General features: G+C 68.1%; 15 protein-coding genes. 12 read left to right on the forward strand and 3 right to left on the reverse strand.

Annotated features, from left to right (window positions below):
* Nucleotides 1–9 precede the first annotated feature (9 nt).
* The 12 genes from ACN0WF_RS14480 (at nucleotide 10) to ACN0WF_RS14535 (ending at nucleotide 14,093) form a co-directional block, all read left to right on the forward strand.
* On the forward strand, nucleotides 10–726 hold the full coding sequence (locus tag ACN0WF_RS14480; protein WP_417773477.1) for a FadR/GntR family transcriptional regulator: 717 nt from the start codon (nucleotides 10–12) through the stop codon (nucleotides 724–726).
* Nucleotides 716–1,732 (forward strand): ABC transporter ATP-binding protein, encoded by a 1,017-nt coding sequence (locus tag ACN0WF_RS14485; RefSeq protein ID WP_417773478.1) that lies wholly within the window; start codon nucleotides 716–718, stop codon nucleotides 1,730–1,732. Before ACN0WF_RS14480 ends, ACN0WF_RS14485 begins: the two co-directional genes overlap by 11 nt.
* Complete coding sequence (locus ACN0WF_RS14490; RefSeq protein WP_417773479.1) at nucleotides 1,729–2,853, forward strand: ABC transporter ATP-binding protein; 1,125 nt, start codon at nucleotides 1,729–1,731, stop codon at nucleotides 2,851–2,853. Before ACN0WF_RS14485 ends, ACN0WF_RS14490 begins: the two co-directional genes overlap by 4 nt.
* Before the next feature lie 37 nt (nucleotides 2,854–2,890).
* A complete protein-coding gene (locus tag ACN0WF_RS14495) occupies nucleotides 2,891–4,405 on the forward strand; it encodes an ABC transporter substrate-binding protein (RefSeq protein WP_417773480.1) in 1,515 nt (504 codons plus the stop codon).
* An 87-nt stretch (nucleotides 4,406–4,492) separates the two neighbouring features.
* Nucleotides 4,493–5,293 (forward strand): glycosyltransferase family 25 protein, encoded by an 801-nt coding sequence (locus ACN0WF_RS14500; RefSeq protein WP_417773481.1) that lies wholly within the window; start codon nucleotides 4,493–4,495, stop codon nucleotides 5,291–5,293.
* 43 nt (nucleotides 5,294–5,336) lie between these two features.
* Nucleotides 5,337–6,284 (forward strand): ABC transporter permease, encoded by a 948-nt coding sequence (locus tag ACN0WF_RS14505; protein ID WP_417773482.1) that lies wholly within the window; start codon nucleotides 5,337–5,339, stop codon nucleotides 6,282–6,284.
* Nucleotides 6,281–7,165, forward strand: coding sequence for an ABC transporter permease (locus ACN0WF_RS14510; protein WP_417773483.1), 885 nt, complete (start codon nucleotides 6,281–6,283; stop codon nucleotides 7,163–7,165). The genes ACN0WF_RS14505 and ACN0WF_RS14510 overlap by 4 nt, the downstream gene beginning before the upstream one ends.
* 79 nt (nucleotides 7,166–7,244) lie before the next feature.
* Entirely contained in the window at nucleotides 7,245–9,032 is a 1,788-nt protein-coding gene (locus tag ACN0WF_RS14515; protein WP_417773538.1) for a gamma-glutamyltransferase family protein, read from the forward strand.
* Nucleotides 9,033–9,044: 12 nt separating this feature from the next.
* Nucleotides 9,045–9,809, forward strand: coding sequence for a DUF1028 domain-containing protein (locus ACN0WF_RS14520; protein WP_417773484.1), 765 nt, complete (start codon nucleotides 9,045–9,047; stop codon nucleotides 9,807–9,809).
* Between the two features lie 110 nt (nucleotides 9,810–9,919).
* Nucleotides 9,920–10,609, forward strand: a complete 690-nt coding sequence (locus ACN0WF_RS14525; protein WP_417773485.1) for an MOSC domain-containing protein — start codon at nucleotides 9,920–9,922, stop codon at nucleotides 10,607–10,609.
* A gap of 132 nt (nucleotides 10,610–10,741) precedes the next feature.
* A complete protein-coding gene (locus ACN0WF_RS14530) occupies nucleotides 10,742–11,869 on the forward strand; it encodes a helix-turn-helix domain-containing protein (RefSeq protein ID WP_417773486.1) in 1,128 nt (375 codons plus the stop codon).
* 250 nt (nucleotides 11,870–12,119) lie between these two features.
* Nucleotides 12,120–14,093 (forward strand): vWA domain-containing protein, encoded by a 1,974-nt coding sequence (locus ACN0WF_RS14535; protein WP_417773487.1) that lies wholly within the window; start codon nucleotides 12,120–12,122, stop codon nucleotides 14,091–14,093.
* 98 nt (nucleotides 14,094–14,191) lie between these two features.
* Here ACN0WF_RS14535 and ACN0WF_RS14540 read toward each other — a convergent pair whose 3' ends face one another.
* The 3 genes from ACN0WF_RS14540 to ACN0WF_RS14550 form a co-directional block, all read right to left on the reverse strand.
* A complete protein-coding gene (locus ACN0WF_RS14540) occupies nucleotides 14,192–15,049 on the reverse strand; it encodes a carbohydrate ABC transporter permease (RefSeq protein ID WP_417773488.1) in 858 nt (285 codons plus the stop codon).
* A complete protein-coding gene (locus ACN0WF_RS14545) occupies nucleotides 15,046–15,957 on the reverse strand; it encodes a carbohydrate ABC transporter permease (protein ID WP_417773489.1) in 912 nt (303 codons plus the stop codon). Before ACN0WF_RS14545 ends, ACN0WF_RS14540 begins: the two co-directional genes overlap by 4 nt.
* 124 nt (nucleotides 15,958–16,081) lie before the next feature.
* The gene (locus tag ACN0WF_RS14550; RefSeq protein ID WP_417773490.1) at nucleotides 16,082–17,365 is read right to left on the reverse strand and encodes an ABC transporter substrate-binding protein; all 1,284 of its coding nucleotides are present in this window, start codon (nucleotides 17,363–17,365) and stop codon (nucleotides 16,082–16,084) included.
* Between the last annotated feature and the right edge of the window lie 19 nt (nucleotides 17,366–17,384).

The following is a 17,384-nucleotide window of genomic DNA, read 5'->3' on the forward strand; positions in this document are numbered from 1 at the left end:
TGGGTTCGGGTGGCGGAAGAAGACGGGCAAACGGGACGTAACTCCCACCTCGCGCTGGAGCGGTTGCGGGTCATCGTCGACCAGTTCGAGCGCGAGGGGCGCGACCAGTTGCCGGCGGAGCGCGAGCTTGCCGAGGAGATCGGCGTCGGCCGCCGCGCGGTGCGCCGGGCGCTCGACGTGCTCGAGGCGGAGGGCAGCATCCTGCGCCGGCAGGGCGCGGGCACCTTTGTCGCGGCCGCCCGCATGCCCTTGGCGGGTGAATTCGTGCCGCTGCCGGAGGCGTCCAACATGTTCGAGGTGATGGAGGCACGGCTTGTGGTCGAGCCGGCGCTCGCCCGCCTCGCGGCGCTGCGCGCCAGTCCGGCCGAGGTCGCCCGCATGCGCGAGATCGCCGGCAAGGTGGCGGCGGCCGAGGATCTCGACAGCCGCGAGCTCTGGGACGGCGCGTTGCACCGGACGGTCGCCACGGCTGCCGGCAACGCGCTGTTTCTTGCCATGTTCGATGTTGTCGACCGGGTGCGCCAGGACGAGACCTGGCGCCATGTCCGCGAGGCACTGCGCACGCGCGGATCGATGTCGCTCTATGTTTCCCAGCATTCCGAGCTTGTCGACGCCATCGAGCGCCGCGACCCGGTCGCCGCCGAGCGCGTCATGCGCAAGCATCTTCTCAGCCTTCAGGAGCGGTTGATGCTCCAGACGACGGAGGATCACGCCGATGTCGGCTGAAATCCGCACGGCGGCCGCCGATGCGCCGCTGCTTTCGGTTGAAAATCTCGCCCTGCGGTTTCGCGGCACCGGCGCCAATGTGGTCGACGGCGTGTCCTTCTCGGTCGACCCGGGCGAGACGCTGGCCATCGTCGGCGAAAGCGGGTGCGGCAAGTCGGTGACGGCGCTGGCGCTGATGGGCCTGCTGCCGATGCCGCCGGCCGAGATCGTCTCGGGGCGGGCGATGTTCGAGGGGAGGGATCTTTTCTCCCTGTCGAAGGCCGAGCGCGCGCGCCTGCGCGGCGACCGCATGGCGATGATCTTCCAGGAGCCGATGACCTCGCTCAACCCGGTCTTCACCGTCGGCGAGCAGATCGCCGAAAGCGTGCGTCGCCACCGCAACGTGACGCGGGCGCAGGCGCGGGCGCGGGCACTCGAGATGCTCGAAGCGGTGCGCGTTCCCGCCGCCGCAAATCGCCTCGACGACTATCCCCACCAGATGTCGGGCGGCATGCGCCAGCGGGTGATGATCGCCATGGCGCTTGCCAACAATCCGCGGCTGCTGATTGCCGACGAGCCGACAACCGCGCTCGACGTGACCATCCAGGCGCAGATCCTCGATCTGGTGCGCGCGCTCCAGAAGGAGACGGGCACGGCGCTGATCATGATCACCCACGATCTTGGCGTGGTGGCCGAGACGGCCGACAAGGTCGCGGTGATGTATGCCGGGCGCGTGGTCGAGGCGGGGTCGGTGTCGGCGGTGTTCGACGATCCGCAGCACCCCTATACGCTCGGCCTGATCAGCTCGGTTCCCTCGCTTGGCGATCGCTCCGACCGTCTCGCGACCATTCCCGGCATGGTGCCGGCGATCGACGCCATGCCGGCGGGCTGCCGTTTCGCGCCGCGCTGTCCCTTCGCCGACGACGGCTGCGTCTCGGCGCCGCCGCCTCTGGTGCCGGTCACGGCCGGGCATACGGTCGCCTGCCGCTACGCCCCCCTCGAAGCGACCTTCGGAGACGCAGCATGAGCGCGACAGAACGAGCCTCCGCGACCGTCGCATCGCCCGAGATCGTGCTTGAGGCGCGCGGCGTCGCCAAGCATTTCCGCGCCGGCTCCGGCTTCGGCGGTTCGCTCTTCGGCAAGGATCCGGTGGTGCGCGCCGTCGATGGCGTCTCGCTTGCCGTGCGCAAGGGCGAGACGCTGGCGATCGTCGGCGAAAGCGGTTGCGGCAAGTCGACGCTCGCCCGCCTGCTGCTGCGCCTGATCGATCCGACGGCGGGCGAGGTCTTCTATGGAGGGCGCGACATCGCGCGGCTGCCGGCCGCCGAAATGCGCCGGCTGCGCAAGGATCTGCAGTTCATCTTCCAGGATCCGTTCTCCTCGCTCAATCCGCGCATGAGTGTCGGGGCGATCGTCGAGGAGCCGATGCGCGTGCACAGCACGTTGTCGGCGGCGGAGCGCCGGGCCGAGGTGGCACGGCTGCTCGAGCGCGTCGGCATTCGCGCCGCCTATGCGGAGCGGTACCCGCACGAGTTTTCCGGCGGCCAGCGCCAGCGCATCGGCATTGCCCGCGCACTGGCCTCGCATCCGCGGGTGCTGATCGGCGACGAGCCGGTTTCCGCCCTCGACGTGTCGGTGCAGGCGCAGGTGATCAACCTGCTCGAGGATCTCAAGGACGAGTTCGACCTGACGCTGGTGCTGATCGCCCACGATCTGGCCGTAATCCGCCACATGAGCGACCGGGTGGCGGTGATGTATCTGGGCGAGGTGGTCGAGCTTGCCGAGACGGATGCGCTCTATGCACGTCCTCTCCATCCCTACACCCGCGTGCTGATGCGCGCGATCCCGATCCCGAGCCCGCGGGCGCGCAAGGCCGAGGCGGTGCTCACCGGCGACATTCCCTCGCCGCTCAACCCGCCGTCGGGCTGCCGCTTCCACACCCGCTGCCCGCTTGCCACCAAGATCTGCGGGAGCGCGCGACCCGAGCTTGTCGAGGTCGAGCACGGCCGCCATGTCGCCTGCCATCACTGGCGGGAGACAGAGGCGGACACGGCCGTCGCCGAACCGGAGCCGTCGGAGGCCGCGCGCCGGCGTCTGGCGCTCTACCGGGCCAGAAGTACCGCCGGACGCACGACGACCGGCGGATGACCGACTGAAAAGACCCTTCACCAGAGGAGACCTTGAAATGCGTAACAGTCTCTATGCCGCCCTGCTCCTGAGCGTCAGTGCGCTCGTGGCGCTGCCTGCCGCCGCCGCCGACCTGCGGATCGGCCTCCAGGACGATCCGGACGTACTCGATCCGGACCAGTCCCGCTCCTTCGTCGGCCGCATCGTCTACACCTCGCTGTGCGACAAGCTCGTCGACATCACTCCGGAGCTGGAGATCGTCCCGCAGCTCGCCACCGCCTGGTCCTGGTCGCAGGACGGCAAGGTGCTGACCATGGACCTGCGCGAGGGCGTCGTCTTCCATGACGGCACCACCTTCGACGCCGAGGCGGTCAAGGCCAACATCGAGCGTTCCAAGATGTTGCCGGAGAGCCGCCGCAAGAGCGAGGTCAAGTCGATCGAGAGCGTCGAGGTGACCGGCCCCTACCAGGTCACGATGACACTGGCCCAGCCGGACGCGACCCTTCTCGCCCAGCTCGCCGACCGCGCCGGCATGATGGTGTCGCCGACCGCGGCCGCGGCCGCCGGCGCCGACTTCGCCGCCAAGCCGGTGTGTTCGGGTCCGTTCAGGTTCGTCGAGCGGGTCCAGCAGGACCGCATCGTCCTGGAGAAGTTCGCCGACTACTGGAACGCGGACAATATCCACTTCGACAAGGTCTCCTTCCTGCCGATCCCCGACACCACCGTGCGCCTGGCCAACCTGCGCGCCGGCGACCTCGACATGCTCGAGCGTCTGGCGGCAACCGACGCCGCCTCGGTCAAGGCCGATGACAAGCTGACCTACGCGGATGCGGTCAGCCTCGGCTACCAGGGCATCACCGTGAACATCGGCAACGGCGAGCGCGGCAACACGCCGATCGGCAATGAGGCCAAGCTGCGCCAGGCCTTCGAGCTGACGCTCGACCGCGAGGCGATCAACCAGGTCGTGTTCGAGGGCGCCTTCGCCGCCGGCAACCAGCCGTTCCCGCCGACGAGCCCGTGGTACGACAAGAGCGTGCCGATTCCGGCCCGCGATATCGCCAAGGCCAAGGAGCTGATGAAGGAAGTCGGTGTCGAGACGCTCGACGTCGAGGTGCAGGTCGCCAACAATCCGGTCCAGACGCAGATGATGCAGGTGGTCCAGTCGATGGCGTCCGAGGCCGGCATCAACGTCAAGCTGAAGTCGACCGAATTCGCCTCCCTGCTCGCCGACCAGTCGGCCGGCAACTTCGAGATGAGCCAGGTGGGTTGGTCGGGTCGCGTCGATCCGGACGGCAACATCCACTCCTTCCTGACCTGCAAGGGCGGTCTGAACGACGGCAAGTATTGCAGCGAAGAGGTCGACGCCCTGCTCAACAAGGCGCGCACCAGCAACGATCTGGCGACCCGCAAGGCGAGCTATGACGCGGCCGAGAAGATCCTCTCGAAGGATCTGCCGATCATCTACCTCTACCATCCGACCTGGATCTGGGCGCTCGACAAGAAGATCGAGGGCTTCGTTCCCTATCCCGACGGCATGATCCGTCTGGAGAACGTCCGTCTGGCTGGCCAGTAAACCCGACATGGCGGCGGGGCCCGGCTTTTCCGGGCTCCGCCGTTCCTTGAGCGCCGAAGATTTTCCTTTGATCCCGTGCAGGCTTACATGACGTCCTTGCCGATCTTCGCCATCAACCTCGACCGCGCGCCCGAGCGGCTTGCGCAACTGGGGGCGCGTCTCGACGCGCAAGGGCTCGCCTTTGAGCGGGTTGCCGCCGTCGATGCCCGCAAACTGTCGCGTGCCGACATCGCCCGTCATGTGGATGGCGTCGGCTACTGGGGGCGATTGACGCCAAGCGAGGTCGCCTGCTTTCTGAGCCACCGCAAGTGCTGGAAGACGATTGTCGAACGCGGAGTGTCTCACGCCGCCGTGCTCGAGGATGACGTCGTGCCGGGCGCTGCCGCCGGCGAGGTTCTGTCGCGTGCCGACTGGGTTCCGCCGGATGCCGATCTCGTCAAGCTCGAGATCAGTCTGAAGCCGGTATGGCTTGCCTGCCAGAGGGCTGCCCGTCGGGGCGCGCATTCCGTGAGGCGGCTCTATTCTTCGCACGACTGCGCGGCCGCCTATGTGGTGACGCGGTCCGCGGCGCGCTGGCTGGTCGCCGAGACCGAGCGGTTTCGTGACGAGGTTGATGAGGTGCTCTTCACCGAGCGCTCGTCACTGAACCGCAGCATGAGGGTCTATCAGATGGAGCCGGCCCTTTTCCTGCAGAAGCACAGGTTCGACGATGCCGGATCGGTGGGCGATCCGGGCAGCTTCATCAAGGATCGCGAGGGCAAGGTCACTCCGAAGAGGTCGCTTGTCGTGCGGCTTGCGCGCATGTGCGCGCAAGGTCGTCGCGACCTTGTCCAGTCGATGATGGTGTCCCTGGGACGTCGCCACACGGATGTGGTGGATTTCCGATGACCCGATCCGCTCTTTTCTCCCCCGCCAGTTCCGGAGCCGCGTGATGCTTACGTTCATCGCCCGCAGACTGCTGATCGCCATTCCCACGCTGCTCATCGTGTCGGTGTTCGTCTTCACGCTGCAGAAGCTGCTGCCGGGCGACCTGGCACTGATGCTCGCTGGCGAGGACCGCGATCCGCAGGTAATCGAGTTCATCCGCGACAAGTATCGGCTGAACGATCCGCTGATCGTGCAGTACGGCTACTGGCTCGCCGGTCTGCTGCAGGGGGATCTCGGCATGTCGCTGAGGACCAACCAGCCGGTCACCGAGCTGATCGCGCAGAAGCTTCCCGTCACCATCCAGCTCGCGGTGATGGCGATGATCATCGCCATGGTGATCGGCATACCCGCCGGCATTCTATCCGCCGTGAAGAAGGGCGGGCCGGTCGACTATATCGCCAATTTCGTTGCGCTCTCCGGCCTGTCGATCCCCAACTTCTGGCTCGGCATCATGCTGATCCTGCTCGTTTCGGTGGAGCTCGGCTGGCTGCCGGCGTCGGGCTATGAATCCTTCTTCGTCGATCCGGTGCGCTCGCTGGAGACGATGATCATGCCGGCCTTCGTGCTCGGCACCGCGCTCGCGGCGACGCTGATGCGCCACACCCGCTCGGCCATGCTCGGCGTGCTCAAGGCGGACTACGTGCGCACCGCCCGCGCCAAGGGGCTTGGCGAGGGCGTTGTCGTCGTCAAGCACGCCTTCCGGAACGCGCTGCTGCCGATCGTGACGCTGGGCGCTCTGCTTTTCGGCGAGCTGCTCGCGGGTGCGGTTCTGACCGAGCAGATCTTCACCATTCCCGGCTTTGGCAAGCTCATCGTCGATGCGGTCTTCACCCGCGATTACGCGGTCGTGCAGGGGGTGGTCCTGTGCACCGCCGCCGGCTTCATCGTCATGAACCTGGTGGCCGATCTTCTCTACTTCCTTCTCAACCCGCGCATGAGGAGCGCCCTATGACGGCGGCAAGCGAAACGGCCGGCATGGACGCGGCCGAGGATCTTCCCGCGCGCCGCGAAAGCCGCGCCTGGAAGAAACTGAAGCGCAACAGGAGCGCGCTGCTCGGCTTCCTGATGGTGTTCTTCTTCGTCGCGGTGGCCGTGCTGGCGCCGCTGCTTCCCATCGCCGACCCGATCGCCACGAGCTGGACGGCGGTGCGCAAGGCGCCTTCGGCCGCGCACTGGCTCGGCACCGACGAGATCGGCCGCGACATTCTCTCGCGCATGATCTGGGGGGCGCGCGCCTCCCTGATGGCCGGTGTCGTCTCGGTCATCATCGCCGTGATCGTCGGCGTGCCCTTCGGTCTGGTCGCCGGATATTTCGGCGGCTGGGTCGACCAGGTGATCTCGCGCATCACCGACGCGCTGCTGGCCACGCCCTTCCTGATCCTCGCCATCGCGCTGGCCGCCTTCCTCGGCCCGAGCCTGACCAATGCGATGATCGCCATCGGCCTGTCGGCGACGCCCAAGTTCGTGCGGCTGACGCGCGGACAAGTGCTCGCGGTCAAGACCGAGGACTATGTGGAGGGCGCGCGCGCCATCGGGCTCACCGATCCGGCGATCATGTCGCGCTACATCCTGCCCAATGTGCTTGCGCCGGTTATGGTGCAGGCGACGCTTACGGTCGCCACCGCGATCATCGCCGAGGCGAGCCTCTCCTTCCTCGGTCTGGGCCAGCAGGCGCCGGATCCGAGCTGGGGTTCGATGCTCAACACCGCCAAGAACTTCATGACGCAGGCGCCATGGATGGCCTGGTGGCCGGGGGCGGCGATCTTTCTCGTCGTGCTCGGTTTCAACCTGCTTGGCGACGGGCTGCGCGACGCGCTCGATCCGCGCGAGTGAGGCCGGACGGCCTTTCGCGAACGACAAGAAGAAGGCCGGTTCCCGGCCCGACAAGAACGACATGCTCAAGGGACAACAGATGACCAGTTTCACCACCCGCCCGGAGATCCTTGGAACCTTCGGCGTCGTCACCTCGACCCACTGGATCGCCAGCGCCGTCGGCATGGCGATCCTGGAAAAGGGCGGCAATGCCTTCGATGCGGCTGCGGCCACCGGGTTCGTGCTCCAGGTCGTGGAGCCGCATCTGAACGGCCCCGGCGGCGACCTTCCGGTCATCTGCTATGATGCCGCCGGCGACAAGGTCGAGGTGATCTGTGGCCAGGGACCGGCACCGGCGGCGGCCACGATCGCGCGCTACCGCGCCGAGGGGCTGGGACTCATCCCGGGCGACGGCATGCTGGCGACCGTCATTCCCGGCGCCTTCGACGGCTGGATGCTGATGCTGCGCGACCGGGGCCGGCTGCCCCTGCGCGACGTGCTGGAGCCGGCGATCCACTACGCGCGCAACGGCCATCCGATGTTGCCGCGCGTCGCCGCCACCATCGAGGGGCTCGGCGATTTCTTCGAGAAGGAGTGGCCGACCTCCCACGCCACCTGGCTGCCGGGGGGCGCGGCGCCGGCGGCGAACGCGCTTTTCCGCAACCCCGTGCTCGCCGACACCTGGGAGCGACTTGTCACCGAGGCGGAGGCGAAGTCGGGCCGCGAGGCGCAGATCGAGGCGGCGCGCGACTGCTTCTATCGCGGTTTCATCGCCGAGGCGATCGAGGCCTTCGTTGCGCGCACCGAGGTGACCGACGGCAGCGGCGCGCGTCACAAGGGCGTGCTTTGCGGCGAGGATCTGGCCTCCTATGCGGCCACCGTCGAGGCGCCGCTCACCCATGATTACCACGGCTGGACGGTCGCCAAGACCGGCCCCTGGGGACAGGGCCCGGTGCTCCTGCAGGCGTTGGCGCTGCTCGAGGGCACGGGCATCGAGCACGCCGATCCGGTCGGCGCCGATTTCGTCCATCTCGTCGCCGAGGCGATGAAGCTCGCCTATGCCGACCGCGAGGTCTATTACGGCGACCCCGCCTTCGTCGACGTGCCGCTCGAGACGCTGCTGTCGCGCGCCTACAACGACGAGCGGCGCAAGCTGATCGGGGCGGCGGCCTCCTTCGATCTGCGCCCGGGCGTCGTGCCGGGCCACGAGGCGCAGGTGGAGCGGATGATGCGGATCATCGACGGCCTCGGCGTGTCGGAGACCGGCGTCTACGAGCCGACCATGGCGCATCTGTCCGAAAAGCGCGGCGACACGGTCCACATCGACGTCATCGACCGCTGGGGCAACATGGTCTCCGCCACCCCGTCGGGCGGCTGGCTGCAGTCGTCGCCGGTCATCCCGGAGCTCGGCTTCTGCCTGAACTCGCGCGCGCAGATGTTCCTGCTCGACGACGGCCTGCCGACCTCGCTGGCGCCGGGCAAGCGGCCGCGCACGACGCTGACGCCGAGCATCGCGCTCCGCGACGGCCGGCCGGAGCTGGCCTTCGGCACGCCGGGCGGCGACCAGCAGGACCAGTGGCAGCTCTCGCTGTTCCTGCGGCTGGTGCACAATGATCTCAACCTTCAGCAGGCCATCGACCAGCCGCTGTTCCACACGACCCACTTCCCCGCCTCCTTCTTCCCGCGCCAGCGTCAGCCGGGCCACATCATGGTCGAGGAGAGCTTCGGCGAAGCGGTGATCGGCGAGCTGCGCCGGCGCGGACATTCGCTGGAGGTGGCGCCGACCTGGAGCATCGGCCGGCTCACGGCGGCGCGACGCGATGCCGACGGCCTGCTGCGGGCGGCGGCCACGCCGCGGCTGATGCAGGCCTATGCCATCGGCCGATAAGGGGAGGGCGGCATGACCTATTCCATCGTCGCCCGCGAGGCCGGGACCGGACACCTCGGCGTTGCCGTCGCCAGCCGCTTCTTCGCCGTTGGCGCGGTCGTGCCGCATATCGCCGGCGGGGTCGGGGCTATCGCCACCCAGGCGTTCATCTCGCCGCTCTACGGCACCGACGGGCTGGAGATGCTCAAGGCGGGGGCCTCGGCCGATGAGGTCGTGGCGGCGATGACCGGACGTGACGAGGGCGCTCATTCGCGCCAGCTTCACGCAATCGATGCCAGGGGCGGGATCGCCGCCTTTACCGGCGCGAGATGCGTCGACTGGGCCGGGCATGTCGCGGGCGAGGGCGTTTCGGTCGCCGGCAACATGCTGGCCGGGCCGCAGGTGCTCGAGGCGACGCTTGCCGCCTATGTGGCGCGGGGCGACCTGCCCTTCGCCGAGCGCCTGCTCGCCGCTATGGAGGCAGGGGAACTGGCCGGCGGCGACAGGCGTGGCCGCCAGTCGGCCGCGCTCAGGATCCATCGCGGCGAGGCCTATCCCTGGATCGACATCCGCGCCGACGATCATGGCGATCCGCTCGCCGAGCTGCGCCGCCTGCTCGCGGTCGCGGGCGAGCGCTTCCTGCATGTGGCCGAGACCCTGCCGACCGCGCAAGACGTCTCGGGCATGCGCGACCGTTCGGCAATCGATCTGAAGATCGCCGAACTCGAGGATCGCCGCATCGCCGAGGGGCGGCCGTCGGCCTCCTTCGCGTCGGGGCCGCGCGGCGTGGGTGACTGAGGCGGGCCGACTGGTCCGGCATTTGTGATCCGCACTGGCCCTTGCCCGGCGTGGCGGGAGGCGGCTATGCCGTCACCGCCACAAGCAGGCTGCCTGCAGGAGGAACGCCGATGCGCGATGCTGTCACAGTTCTTGCCCTTCACATCGGAAAGGCGCGTGAGCGCTGGCCGGGCCGTCCGCCGTCGGCCATCGGCAAGCAGGCCGTGCAGCGGCCGCTCGCGCTTCTGCGCGAGGGCTTCGCCGATGACGAGCAAGCCGACCGACAGGTTCACGGTGGACCGGAAAAGGCGGTTCATCACTACCCTTGCGATCACTATGCCCATTGGCGCGAGACCTTCCCGGATCATGCCTCGGTCTTCGCCATCGGCGGCTTCGGCGAGAACATCGCGACCGAGGGGATCACGGAGGAAACCGTCTGCCTCGGCGACCGCTTCCGCCTCGGCTCGGCGCTTGTGGAGATCTGCCAGGGGCGCCAGCCGTGCTGGAAGCTCTCGTCCCACACCGGCATCCCGGAGATGGCGGCACGGCTGCAGAAGTCGGGACGCACGGGCTGGTACTACAGGGTGCTGGAAGAAGGCATGGTTGCGCCCGGCGACATGCTGACGCCGGTCGAGCGGCCGCTGCCTGACTGGCCGTTGTCGCGCATCATCCAGGCCCGCTTCGATCCGCGCATCGCGCCCGGGGAGGCCGCCTGCATCGCGGATCTTGCTCCCCTTTCGCAGAGCTGGCGCGCCTCCTTCGTCAAGCGCGCCGACCCCTCCTACCGCGAGGATACGCGCGCGCGGCTTCAGGGCGTCTGAGATCCGCGCCGTTGCGGGGCGATGATCGACCGCCATCCGATTGCGCTTGATTTCGACGAGGGATCATCCAATCCTCCGCGCCGGAAAGTGCGCGCGCGGGCAGTCCGCGCGCCGGCTGGGAGGCGGTGAGAAATGTCAGAAGCGCAGGGCACCGACATGCGGGCCGCGCCGGCGGCAACGGATCGTGAGGGGCCGGCGGGTGATGGCTCCGTGGATGTTGCAACCACGGCCATTCCGCGAAGCGTGTTCACGCTCGACGCGGTCGCGCCGGCGGAGCGTTTCGCCCTCTGGCGCGACAGCATCAACTGCCTGTTCGAGGTCGATGCGCCGCGCGAGGTGCGCGCGCAGGACTTCAGCGCCCGTGTCGAGTCCTGCGTTCTTGGCGACATCGCCGTCGCCAGCACCCGGACGCTGGCCCAGAGCTGGGCGCGCACGCCCGGCGTCCTTGCCCGGGACGGCATGGATCACTTCATGATCCAGATCTACGAGCGCGGCCGGATGCGCTTCAGCCATCGCGGACAAGAGCGGGAGTTCGGACAGAACGCGCTCGTCGTCTTCGATCTGGCGCAGGAAATGTGCTCCGAGACCACCGACATGGCCAATCTGTCGCTGCTGCTGCCACGCGCGCTTCTCGAGCCACAGCTGAAGCATGGGGCCGACCGGCATATGCAGGTCCTGGAGACGGCGGGAAACCCGCTGGCGCGGCTGCTGTTCGATCACATGAAGACGCTGCAGAGCCTGTCCGACCAGTTCTCCGTGCCGCAGGCCGGCGAGGTCAGCGCCGCCTCCGTGGCCCTTGTCGCCGCCTGTCTCAACGGCACGCCGCCGGAGGAGGGCGCGCGCGAGGCCGGGGTCGCCTTCTCCTTCCTCACCCGTGCCCGCCAGCGTATCGAGGAACATCTGTCCGACCCCGACCTGACCCCCGGCCATGTGGCGCGTCTTGCCGGCGTCTCGCGCACACGGCTCTATGAGATGTTCGAGCCCTTCGGCGGCGTTCATGCCTACATCCGCGAGCGGCGTCTCAGGATGGCGATGCGCATGCTGGTCGATCCGCGGTTCTCGGAACGGCCGATCTCGGTGATCGCCGGTGTCTGCGGCTTTACCAATGACAGTGCCTTCTCCCGCGCCTTCCGGACCCGGTTCGGGATCACGGCGCGCGAGATGCGCGCGGGCCCGGTGCAGAACTCACCGCTCGCCGAAGGCATCGGCCGCCCGGTCGACCGGCGCTACGAGAGCTGGGTGCGCACGCTCAGCACCTGATCGCCGGCGCTTGACCGCGCCGCGGTCCCTCGCAAGGTTTCTGTTCGAATTCCTGTCGCTCGCCGTCCGCTTCCCGCCCGGACGTGACCCTTGTCACATCCTGGGCGGAGCTGCGCGCTACAGTTGCGATACCGGCATGAACGTGCCGGCTGTTTCGTCAATCGCTTCCGGAGGGACGCCTGTGCCTGCAAGACGAGCCGCGCGGGGGCCGCGCGCCCGCATTCTTCATTCCGTATTTCCGGGGCGTCACTTGGCGCTTGCCGCGACGCTCCTTGTCGCCGGGCTTGCCGCGGGCGACGCCGCACGGGCGCAGGAGGCGGACGCCGACACCCTGCTTGTCATCGACATGTCCAATTCCATGTGGGGCCAGATCGAGGGCGTGGCCAAGGTCGAGATCGCCCGCGAGGCGCTTGAGGGCCTCGTCGCGTCGCTGCCGGACGGCGCGCCGACCGGCCTGATGGCCTACGGACACCGCCGCAAGGGCGATTGCGGCGACGTCGAGCTCGTCGCGCCGATCACCCCGCTCGACCGGGACGCGCTGACCCGCGCCGTCGCGGAGATGAAGCCGCGCGGCAAGACGCCGATCACCGAGGCTCTGCGCCAGGCGGTGGACACGCTGAACGCCAGCGACCGGCCCGCCCGCCTTGTCCTGCTGTCCGATGGCATCGAGACCTGCGGCGGCGATCCCTGTGCGCTTGCCCGCGAGCTTGCCGCCTCGGGCATCGACTTCACCGCCCATGTCATCGGGTTCGACATCGCCTCGCGCGCCGATCAGGCGAAGATCGCCTGCATCGCCTCTGCGACCGGCGGGCGCTACTTCAACGCCCGCAATGCCGGCGAGCTGTCCGAGGCGCTGAAGACCTCGACTTCGGCCCGCGTCGAGGAGCCCGCGGCCTTTCCCGCGTCGCTGTCGGCCGTCGAGGCGGAAAGCGGTCGTCCGGTCGCCGGCGCGGTCGAGTGGACGGTCTCGCGCGCCGACGACGAGACCGTCGTCGCCTCGCTCACCGGGGCCGCCGTCGAGATCGACCTCGAACCCGGCCGCTATACGGTTTCGGCCGTTTCCGCCGAGCGCGCCGGCGGGGCGGACCTCGTCGTGACGGAAAAGGGCGGCTCGGCGGTGGTTAAACTCGCCTCCGAGGTGCCGCCGGCAAGCGTCATGCCGCAGGCGACCCACGCGCCGGCGTCGTCGACGATTTCTGTCGCCTTCACCGGTCCGATGGAAGACGGCGACTATCTGCGCATCGTCGATCGCAACGGCAAGCGCCTTGAGACGGATCTCTGGGAGAACACGCGCGACGGCAACCCGCTGCCGATGCGGCTGCCTTCGGAGCCCGGCACCTATGCGGTCGTCTATGTCTGGTCGAAGGGTGGCGACCGGGTGCTCGCCAGCGCCGGGATCGAGGTTACGCCCGCCGATGTCGCCGTGGAGGTCACCGCCGAGGTCGGTGCCGGCACGCAGGCCTCGGTGAGCTGGCGCGGGCCGGGCGGGGAGGGCGACTACATTGCCTTTGTGCCCTCGGGCGGCGCTGCCAGGGAGTATGCCGGGCGCTACATCGACACCCGTGACGGGGCGAGCCAGCAGTTGCAGGCGCCGATGGAGCCCGGCGACTACGATGCCGTCTATGTCAGCGGCAACGACGGCCAGGTGATGGCGCGCACGCCCTTCAAGGTGGTGGCGACCTCCGCCAGCGTGACCATGAACGGGACACCGCTTGCCGGCACCCGCGTTGACGTCGCCTGGACGGGACCGGGCGGGGCCAGCGACTGGGTCGGCTTCGCGCGCACCGGTGCGCCGGCAGGCGAATACCTTGGCTGGTCGACGCCGGAGGGGTCCAGCGTCAGCCTGCCGGTTCCCTCCGAACCGGGCGACTACGAACTGCGCTACGTGCTTTCCGCGAAGGAGGGGACCAAGGTTCTTGCCTCCGTGCCGGTCACCGTGCGCGACGCGCAGGTCCGCCTCGAGGCCCCGGGCGAGATTGCCGCCGGCCAGACCTTCACGGCGACGGCGGAGGGCCCCATGGACGGCTCGAACTGGGTTGGCTTCGCCCGCCCGGGCGAGGGACCGGCGGCCTATGTCGGGGGCGCGTGGACGGGGGCGGACAGCATCCGCGACGGCAAGGTCGAGCTGACCGCGCCGAGTGAGCCGGGCAGCTACGAACTGCGCTTCGTCATTGCCACCCGCGAGCCACGCGTGCTTGTCGCGGTGCCGGTTACCGTCAAGTGAGGCCGGCCGCCCTGGCGGCATGAGCACAAGACCGAAACGCCCCGCCCGGGAGACCGGGCGGGGCGTTTCTACGTTCGGCGGCGGAGTTGCGCGTCCGTCTACTTGATGCCGGCGCGCATGAAGCTCTGGACGAACTGGCGCTGGAACAGCAGGAAGGCGATCAGCAGCGGGCCGGAGGTCATCAGCGTCGCGGCGTTGATGACCGACCATTCGACACCGGAATCGATGGCCGAGAAGACGCTGAGGCCGACGGTGACCGGGCGCGTCTCCTCCGAGTTGGTGACGATCAGCGGCCACAGGAAGTTGTTCCAGTGGTGGCTTACGGAGACGAGGCCATAGGCGAGATAGGTCGGCTTGGCGAGCGGGATGTAGACCCGCCACAGGACGCTCAACGCGCCCGCGCCCTCGATGCGGGCGGCCTCGTCGAGTTCGCGCGGCACGGTGAGGAAGGTCTGGCGCAACAGGAAGATGCCGAAGCCCGATGCGATATAGGGCAGGGCGATGGCGGGGATCGTGTCGACCAGATCAAGCAGCCGCATCGCCTTGTAGTTCTCGACGATGAGGATGTCCGGCATGACCAGGAGCTGCAGCAGCACCACCGCGAAGAGGATCGAGCGGCCGGGGAAGCGGTAGCGCGCGAAGGCATAGGCGGCGAGCGTGCACAGGAAGAACTGGCCGGCCAGGATCAGCGTCACCAGCATGAAGGTGTTGAGAAAGTAGCGCGCGAAGGGCGCGGCCGCCCAGGCCTTCTCGAAGTTCTCGAAGGTGAGCGGGGCGAACAGGTCGAGCCGGGCTTCGTAGGCGGAGGGGTGGATCGCCGTCCAGATCGCATAGGCGAGCGGCAGGATCCACAGGATGGCCAGCAGCCAGGCGGCGAAGGTGTTGAGGGCCTTGTCGAAGCTGAAGCTCCGGCGGCGGCGCGGCCGGGCGGCCGGTGTTGCGGCTCGGGCGGTCATTTGTAGTGCACCTTGCGGTCGAAGAAGAACACCTGGCCGATGGCGATGGTGCAGAGGATGGCGAGCAGGGCGACGGTCAGGGCGGCGCCATAGGCGGTTTCCCAGAACTTGAAGGCCGTCTCGTAGATGTAGAACAGCAGCAGCGAGGAGGCGTGATCCGGGCCGCCGTTGGTCAGGATGAAGATGTGGTCGACCAGGCGGAAGGAGTTGATCACGGCGTTGACCGAGACGAACAGGGTGGTCGGCATCATCAGCGGGAAGGTGATGCGGAAGAAAATGGTGAAGCGCCCCGCGCCCTCGATCTTCGCCGCCTCGATCAGCGAGGGCGGGATCGACTGGAGGGCGGCGAGATAGAAGATCATGAAGAAGCCGGCCTCCTTCCAGATCGTCACCACCATCACCGCGTTGAGCGCGGTCGCCGGGTCGCCGAGCCAGTTGGTGTGGGGCCAGCCGAACAGCGAGCCGGTGACCTGGTCGATGAGGCCGAAGCCGGGGGTGTAGAAGAACAGCCAGATGTTGGCCACCGCGATCAGCGGCAGCACGGTCGGGGTGAAATAGGCCATGCGCACGAAGGCGCGGCCCGAGAGCTTGTCGTTCACCCACACCGCCATGACGATGGCCAGCGCGATCGAGACGGGGATGGTGCCGAGCGCGAACCAGGCATTGTTGACCAGCACCTTCCAGAAGTCCGGGTCGGCGATCATCCGCTCGTAGTTGTCGAGGCCGACGAAGCGGGCCGGGCGGCGGCCGCGCGGGGTGGAAAAGAAGCTCGCCCAGATCGTCGTCACGGCGGGAATATGCGTGAAGGCGAAGAGGAAGACGAGCGCCGGCAGAAGCAGCAGCCAGGCATGGATCCATTCCCGGCTTCCGGTCAGCGCGGCAAGGCGCTTCTTGCGTTGGTCGCTCATCGTTCGTCTCTCGTCCCGGGGTCTGTTTGTCGTTGTCCTGCGGTCCGCGCCTTGGGCCGCAAAAGGGTTCGGGAGACGGCGGAATTCCGCCGTCTCCCATGTCTGTCGGGAAGGGCCTTGCGGCTCAGCGATACTCGGCGAGGATCGCGTCGGCCTTTTCCTGGGCTTCCTTCAGCGCCGCGGCCGCGTCCTGCTGGCCGGTGATGGCGGCGGCGAGCGCATCGTTGAAGATGCCGGTGATGCGCTGGTTCTGGTAGGTGGACAGCTCGGCGACGGCGAACTCGAGCTGGTCGCGGGCGACCGTCACCACCGGGAAGTCGGCGGCATAGGCCTTCATCGTGTCCGTCTCCCAGGCGTCCGGGCGCGGCGCGACATAGCCGGTGGCCATGGTCCACTTGGCGGCCTGCTCGGGGGCGGTGATCCACTTCACGAACTCGGCCGCTGCGGCGAGCTGCTCGTCGGAGGCGCCCTTGAAGAGGTAGAAGTTGCCGCCGCCGGTCGGCGCGCCGCGGCGGACGTGCTTCGGCAGCATGGCGACGCCGAACTCGAACGGCGCGTTGGTGCGCATGTTGGTCAGGTTGCCGGTCGTCGTCCAGACGATCGCCGCCTGGCGCTCGAAGAAGGCCTTGGGGGTCGCGCCCCACTCGACGATGCCCGGCTCCATGACGCCGTACTTGGTGGAGAGGTCGACGAGATACTGCAGCGCCTCGACCACCTTGGGGTCGTCGAAGTTGGTCTTGTTGCCGTCGCTGTTGGCCAGGATGACGTCATTCTCGGTGGTCAGGCCCTGGAACAGCCAGTAGGGGAAGCCCGAGCTCGGGATGCGCACGCCCCACTGGGTGACGTTGCCGTTGGCGTCCTTCTTGGTCAGCTTCTTGCCGAAGTCGACCAGCTCTTCCCAGGTCGCCGGCGGCGTCTCCGGGTCAAGGCCGGCTTCCTTGAAGGCTTCCTTGTTCCAGTACATGACCGGGGTCGAGCGCTGGAACGGGATGCCGTAGGTCTTGCCGCCGGTCTGGCTGTTTTCCATGAACGCGGGGAAGAAGCCGTTCAGCCACGCCTTGTCGGCGTCGGTCTTGATGTAGTCGTCGAAGGGGACGATCAGGTCCTCGTCGATCAGGGTGAACATGTCGGCCGACAGCGCCACGGAAAGCTGCGGCGGGGTGCCGCCGCGCGAGGCGGTGATCACCTTGGCGATCGTGTCCTGATACGAGCCGGAATAGACCGCGTCGATCTTCACATCCGGGTTCGCGGCGACATAGTCGTCGGTGAGCGACTGGATCGTCTCGGCGGCGGTGCCGCCGACGGCCACGGGGAAGTAGAATTGCAGCTCGACGGCCTGGGCGGAGGCCCAGGTTCCGAGCGTGAGGGCCGCTGCGGTGGCGGCCTTCAGAAGCGTCGTCTTCAACATGGTGCTACCTTCCTGCTAT

The organism is Stappia sp., assembly GCF_048268045.1.
GTDB lineage: Bacteria > Pseudomonadota > Alphaproteobacteria > Rhizobiales > Stappiaceae > Stappia.